Source organism: Bradyrhizobium ottawaense (assembly GCF_002278135.3).
GTDB classification, from domain to species: Bacteria; Pseudomonadota; Alphaproteobacteria; order Rhizobiales; family Xanthobacteraceae; genus Bradyrhizobium; species Bradyrhizobium ottawaense.
The window spans coordinates 501,358-517,774 of sequence record NZ_CP029425.2 but is presented as its reverse complement, the minus strand read 5'-3'; the positions used below and the strand labels follow the sequence as shown (position 1 = coordinate 517,774).

12 protein-coding genes are annotated in these 16,417 nt (G+C 64.7%); 5 read left to right on the top strand and 7 right to left on the bottom strand.

Translation table 11 applies throughout. The features are described from left to right. Positions 1 to 123: 123 nt before the first annotated feature. Entirely contained in the window at positions 124 to 1,014 is an 891-nt protein-coding gene (locus tag CIT37_RS02430; RefSeq protein WP_028143870.1) for an efflux RND transporter periplasmic adaptor subunit, read from the top strand. Positions 1,015 to 1,298: 284 nt separating this feature from the next. On the opposite strand, the gene CIT37_RS02425 is transcribed toward CIT37_RS02430, so the two are convergent. After that, positions 1,299 to 2,147 (bottom strand): caspase family protein, encoded by an 849-nt coding sequence (locus CIT37_RS02425; RefSeq protein ID WP_028143869.1) that lies wholly within the window; start codon positions 2,145 to 2,147, stop codon positions 1,299 to 1,301. A 432-nt stretch (positions 2,148 to 2,579) separates the two neighbouring features. On the opposite strand from CIT37_RS02425, the gene CIT37_RS02420 reads away from it, so the two are divergent. The 3 genes from CIT37_RS02420 (at position 2,580) to CIT37_RS02410 (ending at position 6,624) form a co-directional block, all read left to right on the top strand. Further along, entirely contained in the window at positions 2,580 to 4,307 is a 1,728-nt protein-coding gene (locus CIT37_RS02420; protein WP_095425512.1) for a hypothetical protein, read from the top strand. 297 nt (positions 4,308 to 4,604) lie between these two features. After that, entirely contained in the window at positions 4,605 to 5,330 is a 726-nt protein-coding gene (locus CIT37_RS02415; protein ID WP_028143867.1) for a thermonuclease family protein, read from the top strand. Between the two features lie 106 nt (positions 5,331 to 5,436). Continuing rightward, complete coding sequence (locus CIT37_RS02410) at positions 5,437 to 6,624, top strand: pyridoxal-phosphate-dependent aminotransferase family protein (protein ID WP_095425511.1); 1,188 nt, start codon at positions 5,437 to 5,439, stop codon at positions 6,622 to 6,624. 176 nt (positions 6,625 to 6,800) lie between these two features. Here the strand turns inward: CIT37_RS02410 and CIT37_RS02405 are convergent, their stop codons facing one another. Further along, the gene (locus CIT37_RS02405) at positions 6,801 to 7,901 is read right to left on the bottom strand and encodes a hypothetical protein (protein WP_095425510.1); all 1,101 of its coding nucleotides are present in this window, start codon (positions 7,899 to 7,901) and stop codon (positions 6,801 to 6,803) included. After that, complete coding sequence (locus CIT37_RS02400; protein ID WP_095425509.1) at positions 7,901 to 9,337, bottom strand: MBOAT family O-acyltransferase; 1,437 nt, start codon at positions 9,335 to 9,337, stop codon at positions 7,901 to 7,903. The genes CIT37_RS02405 and CIT37_RS02400 overlap by 1 nt, the downstream gene beginning before the upstream one ends. A 142-nt stretch (positions 9,338 to 9,479) precedes the next feature. Between CIT37_RS02400 and CIT37_RS02395 the strand changes: the two genes are divergently transcribed. After that, a complete protein-coding gene (locus tag CIT37_RS02395) occupies positions 9,480 to 11,585 on the top strand; it encodes a S9 family peptidase (RefSeq protein WP_095425508.1) in 2,106 nt (701 codons plus the stop codon). A gap of 216 nt (positions 11,586 to 11,801) precedes the next feature. Here the strand turns inward: CIT37_RS02395 and CIT37_RS02390 are convergent, their stop codons facing one another. From CIT37_RS02390 to CIT37_RS02375, 4 genes are all read right to left on the bottom strand, one after another. Then, positions 11,802 to 12,893: an SMP-30/gluconolactonase/LRE family protein gene (locus CIT37_RS02390; protein ID WP_028143862.1), complete on the bottom strand. Its 1,092-nt coding sequence runs from the start codon at positions 12,891 to 12,893 to the stop codon at positions 11,802 to 11,804. A gap of 74 nt (positions 12,894 to 12,967) precedes the next feature. Next, positions 12,968 to 13,687, bottom strand: coding sequence for a ribonuclease activity regulator RraA (locus tag CIT37_RS02385; protein WP_028143861.1), 720 nt, complete (start codon positions 13,685 to 13,687; stop codon positions 12,968 to 12,970). 125 nt (positions 13,688 to 13,812) lie between these two features. After that, entirely contained in the window at positions 13,813 to 15,552 is a 1,740-nt protein-coding gene (gene araD / locus CIT37_RS02380; RefSeq protein ID WP_038951259.1) for an L-arabinonate dehydratase, read from the bottom strand. Beyond that, positions 15,549 to 16,409: an ABC transporter permease gene (locus tag CIT37_RS02375; RefSeq protein ID WP_028143859.1), complete on the bottom strand. Its 861-nt coding sequence runs from the start codon at positions 16,407 to 16,409 to the stop codon at positions 15,549 to 15,551. Before CIT37_RS02375 ends, araD begins: the two co-directional genes overlap by 4 nt. Positions 16,410 to 16,417 lie beyond the last annotated feature (8 nt).

The window sequence follows — 16,417 nt, the reverse complement described above, 5'->3', positions numbered from 1 at the left end:
CTAATCAAAGACTTGCTGCGACGGCCCGCGGCGGCGTGGCCACCCTTTTTGGGACAACGCTGCCGTAGTCCGCAGCCCTGCCATCTGCTATCGATTGGAGGCATAGCCCCCGTGGAATTTCCGATGCGTCATTTGCCCCGTGCCGTCGTTCGAAGCCTGTGCCCCGCAGCCGTCGCCGGCATGCTCATCCTCGGTCCCGATCCGGCCGCAGCCGCCGATGACGACGCGCCCAGGGGGCCGGCGGTCACGGTGCTGAAAGTCGCAAAGTCCTGCTTCTCCGACATCGTCGAGGCCACCGGCACGATCATCGCGCGGGAGGAAACCTCGGTGCGGCCCGAACGTCCGGGCCTCAAGGTCACGGATGTGCTGGCCGAAGCCGGCGACACCACCACCGCCGGCCAGGTGCTGGCGCGGCTGGCGCTCCCCGAGGGCGGCACGCTGCAGGTCACCGCACCGGTGGCGGGCGTGATCGCGACGTCGACCGCCCAGATCGGCAACTTCGCCTCGGCCAAGGGCGAGGCCTTGTTCACGATCGTGGCGCGCAGCGAATACGATCTCGTCGGTCTGGTGGCGACCACCGACATGCGCAAGCTCGCGGTCAATCAGCCGGCGACCGTGCGGATCGCGGGCGCCGGCGACATCGACGGCAAGGTGCGCCGCATCGGTCCGACCGTGGAGCCGAACATCCAGCAGGGCATGGTCTATATCGGCATCTCCTCGCAGAAGCGGCTGCTGCTGAAGGCGAGCGGACGCGCGCTGATCAAGACCGGGCAGAGCTGCAACGTCGCGGTGCCGCTGACCGCCGTGCAATATTCATCCGCCGGCACCGTGGTGCAGGTGATCCGCCGCAACCGCGTCGAGACCAAGCGTGTCGAGGTCGGATTGATGTCGGGCGGCAATATCGAGGTCCGTGACGGCCTCAACGACGGCGATGTCGTCGTCGCCCGCGCCGGCGCGCTCCTGCGCGAAGGCGATCCGGTGCGCCCGGTGATGGCCGCGGAAGCGGCGAAGTAGGCTTCCTCGTGTCCCGGACGCGCTGCAGCGTGTAACGCTGCTGCGCAGAGCCGGGACCCATCTCGTCACACAGCAACGGTCAAAAAACTGGCCCGGCTCAGCGTCGCATCATTGCATGATGCGCCGCGTCCGGGGCACGAGAGATCGTAAATTTGATAGCATGCTGTAGGGTGGGCAAAGCGGAGCGTGCCCACGTCCTCTATCCAAATCCTGGAAAGATGGTGGGCACGGCGCGATGCGCCTTTGCCCACCCTACGATTGCGTCACAAGACGCGAGAGAAAAACTAGCCGCCGGCTTCGCCGAAATGGACGTCCTCGAGCAAGGACGACGACACGGTCGGGACCTGGTCGCCTTCGCTGGCGCGGGAGATGGCGACGCGGGTCTTGTTGAAGACGCTTTCGGCGCTGCCCTTCGCACTGAGGTTGTTCAGGAACTCGCTGACCAGCACGCTGTGCTCGCCCTTGCCGTCGTCGACGACCTTGCCGGGCGAAGCCGAGGACAGGATCAGTGCGTTGTCGGACGCGCTGATCGGCGCGAGACCGTGACTGTAGGAGCGGAAGCGGCGCTCGTAAGGGTTACGGCGGGAGGCGTCGACGACGACGAGCTTGGCCTTGGCGCCCTGCTCCTTCATCATGTCGATCACGCCGTCGATCGAGACGCCCTGGCGGCGGACGTCGCTTTCCTTCCAGATCACGGCATCGACCGGCAGCATGTAGCTCTCGCGTCCCGCCTGCACGCCGTAGCCGCCGAAGAACAGCATGACGACGGTGTCGCGCTTGATCCGGGACTTCAGGCGGCCCACGGCGCGGACCATGTCGTCCTTGGTCGCGTCTTCGACCATGTCGACGTCAAAACCGTTCTTGCGCAGCGACGAGGACAGCGCGCGGGCGTCGTTGATCGACTGCGTCAGCGGCGCGCTGGCGTCGGGATAATGTCCATTGCCGATGACCAGCGCCAGGCGCGAGGTCTGGCCGATCGAGCCGGTGATCTGGTCGGTGGAGACGGCCTTGGCAGCATCGATCGCGCGCATGTTGAGAGCAGCATGGGCGCCGATCACCAGCGAGACCGTGCCGATCAGGGCGGCGGCCAACGCGATGGTGCGTCGGGAAAGGTCGAGCTGCTTTACATTCATCTCGTTCGTTTCCTGTGCCAAAGACCAGCCCCACGCGCGCACACTGTTTGAGTAGCGCGATAGCGTCTTTAGGTTTGAGGGATTGGCCGGGGATGTGCCCCCGAATTGCGCGCAATTTGCGGCGCCGCACCAAACAAACCTTTAACCGCATATAGGGTGCCCGGCAATAGATTGCCCAAAATTTGAGCTAAGCCACTGACGATATTCGTTAATTCTCCTGCGCAGATTTGTTGGTTTTCCCTCCCCGACAGCCTTTTCGAGCCTCGATCATGCAGCCTTCGTGCCGGCTTTTTCCGTGACTTCCATCACATTTGTATTTCCCGCGAATCCGGGTAGCCTTTTCAACGACTTGCAGGGGGTGGCGCGTGGCAGGAAGCGCGCTGGCCGGCCCCCGGCCAAAACCCCGCCAAAGGCCCCGCGACCAGGTATTTCATGAACTTTCATTATTTTGCCGGCGCCGCCTGCCGGGCGCTGACCGCGCGGAAGGACGGCCCCTCGCTTTACGACGTCTGCGATCCCGTCTTGTCTGCTGCGGCCAGCGGCGATCCGCATCTGGCCAAATTCTACAAGACCGCGCTCGGCAACCCCGCGCTGCGGGTGCTGCTGCGGCGGGCCGGACTGCCCGAGCTGCGCGACGAGGCCAGGCTGACGGCGCTGCGCGCGGCGCTGGCGCGCGCCCGCGACGAGGCCGAGCCGGACTGGGCGGCGGTCGGCCAGCCTGTCGCCGATCTCGTCGACAGCATCGCGCTCGACCATCCCAGGCCGCCGCCGGCGATGTTCACCGGCTCCGCGCCGCCAGAGGCGCAGATCGACGGCGTGATCCGCGACTGCGCGCAGCATCTGCTCGGCTCGTACCGCCGAAACGGCTTTCTGCCGACCTACGCCGCCTTCAATCTGATCGGCGACCCTGACTTTCGTGGGCGCGAGCTGATCATGGCGCTCACGGGCCTCAACGCACGCGGCTACAAGAATTCCTCGCTGCTGTTCAACCTCGCCCGTGTCTTCATCGCGCGCACGCCGGCGCGTGCCGTCGTCAATCCGCCCTGGACCGGCATCGCGGAACCAATGTGGGAACCGGTGCAGATCCGCCACCGCTCGGCCTATTACGATGCGTTCTTCATCGAAGCGCTGCTGAGCTATGGCGAGACCGGACTTGCCTCGCCGGCCGACAAGATTGCAGCCGAGCGCGCCATCGCCGACATGGTGGATTTCTGCGTCAACATCAGCCGCGAGGAGGTCGAAGGCATCGACGGTGCGCGCTTCAACGTCGTCACCGCGCTGGCGCCCGCGCCGCATCCGCGCTTTTCCCGTTACTTCGCGCAGATCAAGCAGGATCTCGGCTTCGGCGTTTACGTGCCGGATTGCGACACCACGGCCTGCTCGATCTCCGCTGCGACGCAGGCCGGCTGCCTTGATGAGATCATCGATCAGCCGCTGCTGGATTTCTACGCCGGCTATCAGGTGCGCGCCGGCGTCAACGAGCCGCGCGTGACCGTGCCGCTCAACGACAATATCGACTATGAGGGCGGCGTCGCGACCTGGATCGACAACCTCAAGGGCGAGCGTCCCTACGGCAACGATCTCGATCCGACGCTCAATCTCGACATTCTCGAGGTGAGCTTTCGCAACCTGGCGCGCTGGAAAATTCTGGAGACGCCGGCGCGGCTCGCCACGGTGCACCGCATCATCGGCTTCCAGAAGCGGCTGGCGGCGAGCGGCGCCTTCGCCAATCCGCGCTCGCACATCTATTATCTGCCCGAGCTCTACAGTGCCTATTTCGGCCGCTGCTATGCGGCGTTCCTGGCGCTGCCGCTGGCGGCCCAGGCCGCGATCGATCCCGCAGGCGATTTCGACTTCATCCGCCATCGCGTGCTGTCTTACGTCAAGGGCGAGCTGATGGCCGCGGAGATGAACGTGTTCGACGCGGCGCTGGCGCTGATCGCGCTCGGCCATCTCGGCGCCGACCCGCGCGCCTTCGCGCCGGCACTGAACGTGATCGTCGCCGGTCTCGGCGAAGGCGGCCGCCGCGGCCCGTTCCGCGCCTATGAGTGGAACAAGATGAAGACGCCGACGCGGATTTTGGTGGGCGGGCCGGAGGTGACGTCGGCGTTCGTGCTGATGGGGCTCGCGGTAGCGAAGCGGGCGATGACGCGGGGGTGAGGGCGCACTGTACCTGTGCCCCGGACGCAGCGCAGCGCCCCCGGCGATGCGAAGCATCGTCCGGTGCGGTGCGCTGCAGAGCCGGGGCCCATGCCTCCGCGAGATGTGTCTGTGGATTTCTGGGTCCCGGCTCTGCGGAGCGGCGTTACACGCCGCACCGCGTCCGGGACACGAGCCGAGAGACCTCCCGCAATGACGGGAAGTTGAAAGCCTATCTGTTGAGCATAAGCTGGCCCGATGGCCAAAAGCCGACCACAATCGCGCGCTCTATCGACATTTCATCACACGCGGGCCGGCATGTTGCGAAAAGTCCTGATTGCGCTGTCTCTCCTCGCTCTCCCGTCACTGGCACTGGCCACGGACATCACCGGCACGGCAAAGGTGCGCGCCGGCGATGCCGTGGTGATCGGCAACACGCGGATCCGGCTCGGCGGCATCGATGCGCCCGCGGTCGACCAGCTCTGCCTCAACACCAAGAGCGAACGCTGGACCTGCGGCGTCGCGGCGCGGGACGAGCTCGCCAAATACGCCGAGGGCAAGAGCTGGGTCTGCCATACCCGTTCGATCGACCGGCGCGGCCGCACCGTGGCGCGCTGCGAGGTCGGCGGCGAGGACATCCAGAAATGGCTGGTGCGCAGCGGCTGGGCGCTGGCCTACACCCGCATCTCCAAGGACTACGAGCCCGACGAGGCCGCCGCGCGTGAGGCAAAAGCCGGGATGTGGCAGGGCGCCTTCATCGCGCCCTGGGACTGGCGTGAGCGCAACAAGAAGACCGTCATCCTCGGCGCCACCAAGCCGCCCGACGGGGCGCATGCGGTGCTGCTCGCCTCGGCCTCGGGACCGGTGGCGCCCTCCCCGGATTGCACCATCAAGGGCAACGTCAACAGCGCCGGAGAATGCATCTTTCACCAGCCGACCAGCCGCTGGTACACCCAGATCAAGATGAAGATCAGCAAGGGCACCCGCTGGTTCTGCTCGGTCGAAGAGGCGGAAGCCGCCGGCTGCCGCGAGACCAAGAGATGAGAGCCCCAGACCTGCGTTTTGCGTGCTTTTCTTGGCGGTTCACGGCGCGTAAAACCTGATTCAACAAACTCACCAGTCCGTTCTCAAGCAACAAGGATCAAGAGCAATGACCGTTCGCGCGGGCCGGGAATTTCTGGCCATCCCCGGGCCCACCACCATGCCCGACGAGGTGCTGCGGGCGATGCATCGTCCGGCGATCGACATCTACTCCAAGGAGATGCTCGACCTGACCGAGAGCCTGCTCGGCGACATCTCGAAACTGTTCTCGACCAAGGGCAAGTCCTACATCTACATCGCCAACGGCCACGGCGCCTGGGAAGCGGCGCTGAGCAACGTGCTGTCGCGCGGCGACAAGGTGCTGGTGCTGGAGAGTGGCCGTTTCGCGATCGGCTGGGGCAATGCGGCGGCGCTGATGGGTGCCGAGGTCGAGGTGCTCAAGGGCGACTGGCGCCGCGCGGTGCGGCCGCACGAGGTCGAGGAGCGCCTGCGCCGCGACAAGGAGCACACCATCAAGGCCGTCGTCGTCGTCCAGGTCGACACGGCCTCGGGCGTGCAGAACGACATCGAGGCGATCGGCAAGGCGATCAAGGCGAGCGGCCATCCGGCGCTGTACATGGTCGACACCGTCGCTTCGCTCGGCTGCATGCCGTTCGAGATGGACAAATGGGGCATCGATGTTGCGATGTCCGGCTCGCAGAAGGGCCTGATGACGCCCCCCGGCCTCGGCTTCGTCGCCGCCAATGCGCGCGCGCTCGAGGTGCACAAGAAGGCCAACATGTCGACGCCCTATTGGAGCTGGAGCGAGCGCGATGGCACCGAGAATTACCGCAAATACGCCGGCACCGCGCCGGTGCATCTCTTGTTCGCTTTGCGCAAGGCGATCGACATGCTGCACGAGGAAGGCCTGGAGAACGCCTTCCGCCGCCACAGCCTGCTCGGCGAAGCCGCACGCCGCGCGGTTGGCGCATGGTCGGAAGGCCAGGTGCTCGGCTTTAACGTGGCGGAGGCCAGCGAGCGCTCCAACACCGTGACCACGGTGACCATGAGCAACGGCCATGATCCGGCGGCGCTGCAACGCTATTGCAAGGACAAGTGCGGCGTGGTGCTCGGCACCGGCATCGGCGACCTCTCGGGCCAGGCCTTCCGCATCGCCCATATGGGCCATGTCAACGCGCCGATGCTGCTCGGCACGCTCGGGGTGATCGAGATCGGCCTGAACGCCCTGAAGATCCCGCACGGCATGGGCGGACTGGAGGCGGCGGTGGCGTATCTCGGCGACGAGGTGGCGGTGTAGAGGCGCCACATACTACGCTGTCGTCCCTGCGAACGCAGGGACCCATACCGCGGGATTTATCGATGGGGCGCGGTCGCAATACCGCGCCCAGACTTTTCGCTGCTTGTCTTCGCCAAACTCCTTCCTGGGGTTATGAGTCCCTGCGTTCGCAGGGACGACGACTGAGTCTGCCGCGATTACTTCGGCACACGATACGCCTCGACCTGTGACTTCAGCTCATCCAGCGACGCCGTCGGCTGCTTCGGATCGACCCGATGCTTCCCACTCGCCAGCCACTGCAGCACCATCGCGTCCACCGCCGGCGAATGGTGGATGACGTCGCCGTAATTATCGAGATCGTGCGTCACCGCCTTGATCGCGCGGAAATCGTGCAGACGCACATTGGGAAGCTGCGTGAGGCGCTGCGCGACGACTGCCGTCAGGTCAGTGACGATCTTCAGCGTCTCGGGCGAGGCATCGCGCATTGCAACGAATTGCAGGACCGAATAGGGCGGGAAGTAGATGTCGAAGGTCACGTCGGGGTGGCGCGTGATCAGGCCGACGGCATCGCGCTCGAAATGCCCGGCCATGGCGTCATAGCCGTAGCCTTCGCCGAGAAAGCGGCTGCGCATGGGGCTCGTGATGTAGGCGAAGGCGGCGAGCGTCCTCTTCGCATTGTACTCGCGCGCGACATCGAAATCCCGCGGCAGCGCGTAGATGTCGTCGACATCAGCCAGCGCGAACTTGACGGGAAGAAACGGCGCCGCGCGAGTCAGCGGCCCTTGCAACGGCGGGACCGACCGCAGCAGCGCGAACAGCGCCTCTTTCGCCATCGCGGCGCTGAACAGATAGGACGCGATGCCCTTGGTCGTGCCGCGATAGAGATCGACGGACAGATAGGGATCGGCCTCGATGTCGGCCGCATCGACGAAGATGAAATCGTCCATCGCCCAGATCACGCGCCTCGCGCCGCGGTCGATCGCCTGCTCCAGCACGAAGGCCTGCTGGCGTGAGTTGGAGCCGGTCATCGCCAGCTTGAGCGAGCGAACGCCGAGCGCACGGTCGATGTCGCTCTGGCGGAAATGGATCGCGAGCGAGGTGCCCATGAAGACGGCGTCGAACGACTGGCTGCGGATCAGCCCGGCATTCTGCACGCGCGTATCGTCGGAATAGAAGGCGGTGCGCGACGGGCGGAACAGCTGCAGGGGATCGACGACGTAGGTGAGCACGGCCGCACCGAGCACGAATGCGATGCTCGCGAGCAGAAGACGCTTGAGACTGGTGAACGGCCCGCGCATCAGAACCGGAAATAGATGAATTCGCTGTGGCTCTGGATGCCCAAGATGCCGAACGCAAGCACCAGCGATGCGCCATAGAGAAACAGCGGCCGCATGCGCCCTGCCCGCAAGTTCTCGCCGACCCGGCGGTTAGCGTGATCGTATCCCAAGATGCCTTGCGTGTTCGGCGCCAGCCACACCAGCGCAGCGTAGATGGAGATCAGCACCAGCGCCGCGATCTCCTCACGGCCAAAGACGATGTTCGAGGGATCGGCCATGGCGTGAAGGACGCGCAGCGCCCATGCGACGCTCTCGGCGCGGAAGAACACCCAGGCGACGACGACGGCGAGGAACGTCAGCGCTGCTCCGGCGATGCGAACCGGACGCGCAAGGACCGACGGAATGGTTGGCATCAGGGCGTTGAAAGCGTGATTGACGCAGAGATAGGCCCCGTGCAGCGCGCCCCAAATGACAAAAGTCCAGGCCGCACCGTGCCAAAGCCCGCCCAGCAGCATCGTGATCATCAAATTGAGGTAGCGCAGCACGCGGCCGTGGCGGTTGCCGCCGAGCGGGATATAGAGATAGTCGCGCAAAAATTGCGACAGCGTCATGTGCCAGCGGCGCCAGAACTCGACGATGCTGGACGCCTTGTAGGGCGAGTTGAAATTCACGGGCAGGAAGATGCCGAACATCAGCGAGATCCCGATCGCCATGTCGGAATAGCCGGAGAAATCGAAATAGAGCTGGAACGTGTAGGCAAGTGCGCCGAGCCAGGCCTGGTCGAAGCTCGGCGACCGCGCCTCGAAGGCGAGTGCGACCAGCGGCTGGATGCCGTCGGCGAGACAGGTCTTCTTGAACAGGCCGATGGCAAAGATGATGACACCGCACAACATGAGATGTCCGTCCGGACGCTTGGTCTCCTTCCGCTCGAATTGCGGGATCATGTCCTTGTGGTGGAGGATCGGCCCGGCGATCAAATGCGGGAAATAAGTCACGAACAGCGCGTAGTGCGGCAGCGCATAGGCTGCGACCTGCCCGCGATAGGCGTCCACCAGGAACGCAATCTGCGTGAACGTGTAGAAGGAGATGCCGACCGGCAGCAGGATGTGAACCGCGGCATGCGTGCCGAACAAGGCGTTGAGGTTCTCGGTGAGGAAGCCGGCATATTTGAAGATGCCGAGCACGAGAAGATCGCCGACGACACCGAGCGCGAGCGCCGCCTTGCGGTGCGACGGGCCGAGCTTCGCCACGATGAGGAGATGGCCGACGCCGTAATTGAAGGCGATCGACAGCAGCAACAGCGCCACGAACTGCCAGTTGCCGATGGCGTAAAAGGCGAGCGAGGCCAGCGCCAGCCAGATCACCGGGGTGAGATTGCTGCGCCGCCCGAGCCAGAAATAGCCGGCCAGAACGACGGGCAGGAACAACAGGATGAACGGGTAGGAATTGAACAGCATCAGGCTGGACCGGCGGCGGGGATATTGGTCCGTAAAGCATACAAGGGGCCGGTCAACAACCCGGCAGGCCTGGCGGAGTCGTGCTGGCAATTCGTGGAATCGGGACGATATAAGATGGAACACGTATTGAGATGAGGACCGAGTGACCCAGGCCAAAACCCCTTCCCAGCCCCCCGTCGCCCCGCGCCGGCCGCATTCCTTCACGCGGCACGGGATCACCGTTACCGACGATTATGCCTGGCTGAAGGACGCGAAATGGCAGGAGGTGCTGCGCGATCCCAAGGTGCTGGATCCCGACATCCGCAAATATCTGGATGAGGAGAACGTCTACACCGACAGCCTGCTCGGCCACACCGCCGGCCTGCAGAAGACACTGGTGCGGGAGATGCGCGGGCGGATCAAGGAGGACGATTCCAGCGTGCCGTCGCCGGACGGCCCGTTTGCCTATTTCCGCAGGTTTCGCGGGGGTGGACAGCACGAGCTGTTCGGCCGCATGCCGCGCGACGGCGGCGACGGCGAGATCGTGCTCGACGGCGATGCGCTTGCCAAAGACCACAAATATTTCAGGTTCGGCGGCAGCCGGCACTCGTATGATCACAAGCTGCAGGCCTGGAGCGCCGACACCAAGGGCTCGGAATATTTTTCGATCCGCGTGCGCGACTGGGCTACGGCCAAGGATCTCGACGACGTGGTCGAGGAGACCGATGGCGGCGTGGTCTGGGCCGCGGATTGCAAGAGCTTCTTCTATGTGAAGCTCGACGACAACCATCGGCCGATGCAGGTGTGGCGGCATAGGCTCGGCACCAAACAGGCCGACGACACGCTGATCTATGAAGAGCAGGATGCCGGCTGGTTCACCCATCTGCACGAGAGCACCAGCGGCCGCTTCTGCGTAATCGCCGGCGGCGACCACGAGACCTCGGAGCAGCGGCTGATCGATCTCGCCAACCCCGAGGCGCCGCCGCGCCTCGTCGCGGCGCGCGAGGAAGGCGTGCAATATTCGCTGGCCGATCGCGGCGATCAGCTCTTCATCCTCACCAATGCCGACGATGCCATCGACTTCAAGATCGTCACCGCGCCGCTTTCTTCGCCCGAGCGCAAGAACTGGCGCGATCTGATCCCGTATCGTCCCGGCATCTACCTCATCGACCTCGATCTCTATGCCGGCCATCTGGTGCGGCTGGAGCGCGCCAATGCGCTGCCGGCGATCGTGATCCGCGATCTCGTCTCGAACGAGGAGCATGCCATCGCCTTCGATGAGGCCGCCTATTCGCTGGATACGATGGGCTCCTACGAATTCGAGACGACGAATTTGCGCTTTGCCTATTCGTCGATGACGACGCCGTCGGAAGTCTATGACTACGACATGGTCAAGCGCACGCGCACCTTGCGCAAGCGCCAGGAGATTCCGTCGGGCCATAACGCGGCCGATTACGTCACCACGCGCATCACGGCAAAGGCGCATGACGGCGCCGAGGTGCCGGTGTCGATCCTCTACCGCCGCGGGCTCAAGCTCGATGGCACGGCGCCGCTGCTGCTTTATGGCTACGGCTCCTACGGCATGGCGATGCCGGCCTCGTTCAACGCCAACCGCCTGTCGCTGGTCGACCGCGGCTTCGTCTACGCCATCGCCCATATCCGCGGCGGCGCCGACAAGGGCTGGGGCTGGTATCTCGACGGCAAGCGCGAGAAGAAGACGAATTCGTTCGACGATTTCGCCGCCAGCGCGCAGGCGTTGATCGACGCGAAGTACACGAGCGCAAAGCGCATCGTCGGCCATGGTGGCTCGGCCGGCGGCATGCTGATGGGCGCGGTCGCCAACCGCGCCGGCGAATTGTTCGCAGGGATCGTCGCCGAGGTGCCGTTCGTCGACGTGCTCAACACCATGCTCGACGACACCCTGCCGCTGACGCCGCCGGAATGGCCGGAATGGGGCAACCCGATCGAGAGCGAGCAGGATTTTCGAACGATCCTGTCCTACTCGCCCTACGACAATGTCGCGGCGAAGGCGTACCCGGCGATCCTGGCGATGGGCGGGCTCACCGATCCGCGCGTGACTTATTGGGAGCCGGCGAAATGGATCGCGCGCCTGCGCGCTACCATGAGCGGCGGCGGCCCCGTCCTGCTCCGCACCAACATGGGCGCCGGCCATGGCGGCGCCTCGGGGCGGTTCGACCGGCTCGATGAGGTCGCGATCGTCTATGCGTTCGCGCTGTGGGCGGCGGGGATGGCGGAGGCCGGGGTGTAGCGTTAGCCGCAGCCGTCGCAACACCTTCCGCTGTCGTCCCCGCGAAGGCGGGGACCCATACCGCGTGATGTATCGATGGAGTGCGGGTAGCCGTACCGGAAGACTTTCTAACTGGCGATCTTCGCCAAACTTCTCCCTGTTTCTATGGGTCCCGGATCGGCGCTTCGCTTCGCTGCGCTTGTCCGGGACGACATCGAGTGTGAGCCGCGAGATATCTCACACCGCTCCATGCGCCTCGACATACAGCGCATAGACCGAATGGCTGCTCGCCATGTAGAGCCGGTTGTTCTTCGGGCCGCCGAAGCAGAGATTGGCGCAGCGCTCGGGCAACCTGATGAAGGCGAGCGGCTTGCCGTCCGCGTTGAACACCATGACGCCGTCGAGATCTTCGGGCCTGGCCTTGAGCTGAAACACCTTGCGGCCGCCGACATCGGTCGGCTCGGATTGCAGCGCGCCGTTGGAGCCCCAGCCGCACCAGAGATTGCCGTCGCGGTCGACGCGGAAACCGTCGAGCGAGCCCTGGTCGGCGGCGTCGATCAGCTTGGTCTTGCCGCTGAGCGCGCCGTCGTCGCCGACATTGTAGCTCCAGATGCTGCGGTTGGGCGTGCCCTTCCACTCGACGATGTAGAGCTTCTTCTCGTCCGGCGAAAAGGCAAGGCCGTTGGGATTGACGAGGTCGGTGAGGACGGCACTGATCTTGCCGTCCTTGGCGATGCGGTAGACGTTGGTGGTGGCCTGCTCGGCCTTTTCCTTCTTGCCCTCCCACTCGCCATTGATGCCGAACAGCGGATCGGTGAACCAGATGCTGTCGTCCGATTTCACCACGATGTCGTTCGGCGCGTTCAGCCGCTTGCCCTCGAACTTGTCGGCGAGCACGGTGATCGTGCCGTCCGTCTCGGTGCGGGTGATGCGGCGGGTCACGGAGTGCTCGCAGGTGACGAGACGGCCCTGGCGGTCGCGCGCATTGCCATTGGCGTAATTGGCATTGGCGCGGAACACGCTGGTCTGGCCGGTCTTCTCGTCGAACTTCATGATCCGGTTGTTGGGAATATCCGAGAACAGGAGATAGCCGCCCTCGGGGAAATAGGCCGGGCCTTCGGCCCAGCGCATGCCTGATGCGACCTGCTCGACCGTCGAGGAATAGAGCCGGTATTTTGCGAAGCTGGGATCGAGGATCTGGACGGCGGGATCGGGGTAGCGCTGGTTCGGCGTGAACGGGAACGACTGGGCGCCGGCGGCGCGGGCGAGAAGCGTCGATGCTGCCGCTGCGCCGGCGGCGGCCATGAGGTTACGTCGCGTGAAATTCATTGAAATCCTCCCTGCTTGCTAAAAGGCCGGCGCTTGATGCGCCGGCTCGTTTCTTGACGTGAGTTCGTTTTGGTTTAGCGGCCGTTCTTCTTCCGCCACTCCGCGAAGTCGGTGAGCGTCTGCGGATCGGTGGCGGGATAGAGACCGAAGATGCCACGTCCCTTGCCGACTTCCTCGGTGACGAAATCCTCAAACGCCGTCATCTCGAAGGTTTCGTTGGCGATCTCGTCGGCGAGATGGGCGGGGATCACGATCACGCCGTCGGCGTCGCCGAGAATGACGTCGCCGGGGAACACCGGCGCATCGCCGCAGCCGATGGGCACGTTGATCTCGATCGCCTGGTGCAGCGTGAGATTGGTCGGCGCCGACGGGCGGTGGTGATAGGCGGGGATGCCGAGCTTGGCGATCTCGGCGGAATCGCGAAAGCCGCCGTCGGTGACGACACCGGCGACACCGCGCTTCATCAAGCGCGTCACCAGGATCGCGCCGGCCGAGGCCGCGCGCGCGTCCTTGCGACTGTCCATCACCAGAACGCTGCCTGCCGGACAATCCTCGACCGCCTTGCGCTGCGGATGGGAGCGATCCTTGAAGACGTCGATGGTGTTGAGATCCTCGCGCGCCGGCATGTAGCGCAGCGTGAAGGCTTCGCCGACCATGGTCGGCTGGTCGGCACCGAGCGGATGCACGTCCTGGATCATCTGGATCCGCAGGCCGCGCTTGAACAAGGCGGTGGCCACTGTGGCCGTGGAGACGGATTTGAGCTTGTTGCGGGTGGCTTCGCTGAGTTTTGTCATTTGGTCGAACTCTCTCTTTCATCATTCCGGGATGGCCCGCAGGGCCAGGCCCGGAATCCATAACCACGATCGGGAGTATGGATTCCGGGCTCGCGCCAAGGGGCGCGCCCCGGAATGACAGTGGGCTAGTAAATAGACGGCTCGCCGATCGGCGCGCCGAAATCGGTCTCGAGGAAGTCGAAGTCACAGCCGTCATTGGCCTGCTTGATGTGCTTGGTGAACATCCAGCCATAGCCGCGCTCGAAGCGGCGCTCGGGCTGTTTCCAGGCGGCGCGGCGTTTTGCGAGCTCGGCTTCGGGGACGTCGAGATTGATGGTGCGGGCGGCAACGTCGAGCGTGATGCGGTCGCCGTTCTGCACCAGCGCCAGCGGGCCGCCGATGTAGGATTCCGGCGAGACGTGCAGGATGCAGGCGCCATAGCTGGTGCCGCTCATGCGCGCATCCGAGAGGCGCACCATGTCGCGCACGCCCTGCTTCACGAGCTTGGTCGGGATCGGCAGCATGCCCCATTCCGGCATGCCCGGGCCACCTTGCGGCCCCGCATTGCGCAGGATGAGAATGTGGTCTTCGGTGACATCGAGATCGGGATCGTCGACCGCCTTCTTCATCGAGGGATAATCGTCGAACACCAGCGCCGGCCCGGTGTGCTTGAGGAAGCGCGGCGCACAGGCGGAAGGCTTGATGACGCAGCCGTCGGGCGCGAGATTGCCCTTGAGCACGGCGAGCGCGCCTTCCTTGTAAATGGGATTGTCGACCGAGCGGATCACATCGGCATTGTGCACCTCGGCGCCCGCGATGTTCTCAGCCAGTGTCTTGCCGGTGACGGTGATGCAGTCGAGATGCAGATGCGGCTTGATCTGCCCCATCAGCGCCGGCAGGCCGCCGGCATAGAAGAAGTCTTCCATCAGATACGCATCGCCGCTCGGCCGCACGTTGGCGATCACGGGCACCTTGCGGCTCGCGATCTCGAAATCGTCGAGGCCGATGTCCTTGCCGGCGCGGCGAGCCTGCGCGATCAGATGGATGATGGCGTTGGTCGAGCAGCCCATCGCCATCGCGACCGCAATCGCGTTCTCGAAGGCTTTTCTGGTCTGGATCACCTTCGGCGTCAAATCCTCCCAAACCATCTCGACGATGCGTCGGCCGCATTCAGAGGCCATGCGGATGTGATTGGCGTCGGCCGCGGGGATCGAGGAGGCGCCGGGCAGCGTCATGCCGATCGCTTCGGCAATGGCCGTCATGGTCGAGGCCGTGCCCATGGTCATGCAGGTGCCGTAGCTGCGGGCGATGCCGGCCTCGATGTCGAGCCAGTCCTTGTCGGAGATCTTTCCGGCGCGGCGCTCGTCCCAGTATTTCCAGCCGTCCGAGCCGGAGCCGAGCGTCTTGCCCTTCCAATTGCCGCGCAGCATCGGGCCGGCCGGCAGATAGATCGCCGGAATGTTCATCGACGTCGCGCCCAGCAGCAGCGCCGGCGTGGTCTTGTCGCAGCCGCCCATCAGCACGACGCCGTCGACGGGATGGCTGCGCAAGAGCTCCTCCGCGTCCATCGCCAACAGATTGCGATAGAGCATGGTGGTCGGCTTCAGCAGCGATTCCGACAGCGATAGCGCCGGCAGCTCCAGCGGCAGGCCGCCGGCCATCAGGATGCCGCGCTTGACGTCGTCGACGCGCGACTTGAAGTGCATGTGGCAGGGCTGCGCGTCCGACCAGGTGTTGAGGATCGCGATGATCGGCCGGTCCTTCCACTCCTCCGGCGCGTAGCCCATCTGCATGGTGCGGGAGCGGTGGCCGAACGAGCGGAGATCGTCGGGCGCGAACCAGCGCGCGCTGCGGAGCTGGTCGGGCGTTATTTTCTTCTTGGTCATGATTGGGTGCCCCATTTCTGCACGGTGTTCCGCTCGATGGCGCGGAAGATCAGGTTCTCGACAAAGAGCCCGATGATGATCACCGTCAAGAGGCCCGCGAACACGGCGGGTATGTCGAGCAAATTGCGGTTCTCGAAGATGAACCAGCCGAGCCCGCCCTGCCCCGAGGACACGCCGAACACCAGCTCCGCCGCGATCAGCGTGCGCCAGGCAAAGGCCCAGCCGATCTTGAGGCCGGTGAGGATCGAGCCGAAGGCGGCCGGGATGAGAATTTTTGCGACGTAGGGCAAGCCGCTCAGGCCGTAATTGCGGCCGACCATGCGCAGCGTGTTGGACACGCTCTTGAAGCCGGAATGGGTGTTGAGCGCGACCGGCCACAGCACCGAATGGATCAGCACGAAGACGAGGCTGCCATTGCCGAGGCCGAACCAGATCAGGGCCAGCGGCAGCAGCGCGATCGCCGGCAACGGATTGAACATCGCCGTGACAGTCTCGAGGAAATCGGTGCCGATGCGGGTCGAGATCGCGAGCACGGTGAAGATGGCGGCGAGCGCGATGCCGGCCGAATAGCCCATGAACAGAACTTTCAGCGACGTCCAGGCCCGCATCGGAATGGTGCCGTCCTTGACGCGGTCGAACAGCGTGATCGCGGTGTCGTGCAGTGTCGGGAACAGCAGCGGATTGTCGAGGGTGAGGCCGTAGGCTTCCCAGACCGCCGCCAGGAACAGGATGATCACCGACTTGCGGACGAAGCCGTCGTTCCACAACAGCTCAAGCACGCTCAGCTTGCGCTCGACCTCGCCTGCGCCGATGGCAGCAACCGGTTCGGCCCGCAGCAATATCCTGGCTTCGCCCATCAGAGGCT

Bases quoted from the DNA above. Each gene is read 5' to 3' on its own strand.
- CIT37_RS02430 (WP_028143870.1), top strand. From the start codon at position 124: ATGCGTCATTTGCCCCGTGCCGTCGTTCGAAGCCTGTGCCCCGCAGCC.
- CIT37_RS02425 (WP_028143869.1), bottom strand. From the start codon at position 2,147: ATGAATGTAAAGCAGCTCGACCTTTCCCGACGCACCATCGCGTTGGCC.
- CIT37_RS02420 (WP_095425512.1), top strand. From the start codon at position 2,580: ATGAACTTTCATTATTTTGCCGGCGCCGCCTGCCGGGCGCTGACCGCG.
- CIT37_RS02415 (WP_028143867.1), top strand. From the start codon at position 4,605: ATGTTGCGAAAAGTCCTGATTGCGCTGTCTCTCCTCGCTCTCCCGTCA.
- CIT37_RS02410 (WP_095425511.1), top strand. From the start codon at position 5,437: ATGACCGTTCGCGCGGGCCGGGAATTTCTGGCCATCCCCGGGCCCACC.
- CIT37_RS02405 (WP_095425510.1), bottom strand. From the start codon at position 7,901: ATGCGCGGGCCGTTCACCAGTCTCAAGCGTCTTCTGCTCGCGAGCATC.
- CIT37_RS02400 (WP_095425509.1), bottom strand. From the start codon at position 9,337: ATGCTGTTCAATTCCTACCCGTTCATCCTGTTGTTCCTGCCCGTCGTT.
- CIT37_RS02390 (WP_028143862.1), bottom strand. From the start codon at position 12,893: ATGAATTTCACGCGACGTAACCTCATGGCCGCCGCCGGCGCAGCGGCA.
- CIT37_RS02385 (WP_028143861.1), bottom strand. From the start codon at position 13,687: ATGACAAAACTCAGCGAAGCCACCCGCAACAAGCTCAAATCCGTCTCC.
- araD (WP_038951259.1), bottom strand. From the start codon at position 15,552: ATGACCAAGAAGAAAATAACGCCCGACCAGCTCCGCAGCGCGCGCTGG.
- CIT37_RS02375 (WP_028143859.1), bottom strand. From the start codon at position 16,409: ATGGGCGAAGCCAGGATATTGCTGCGGGCCGAACCGGTTGCTGCCATC.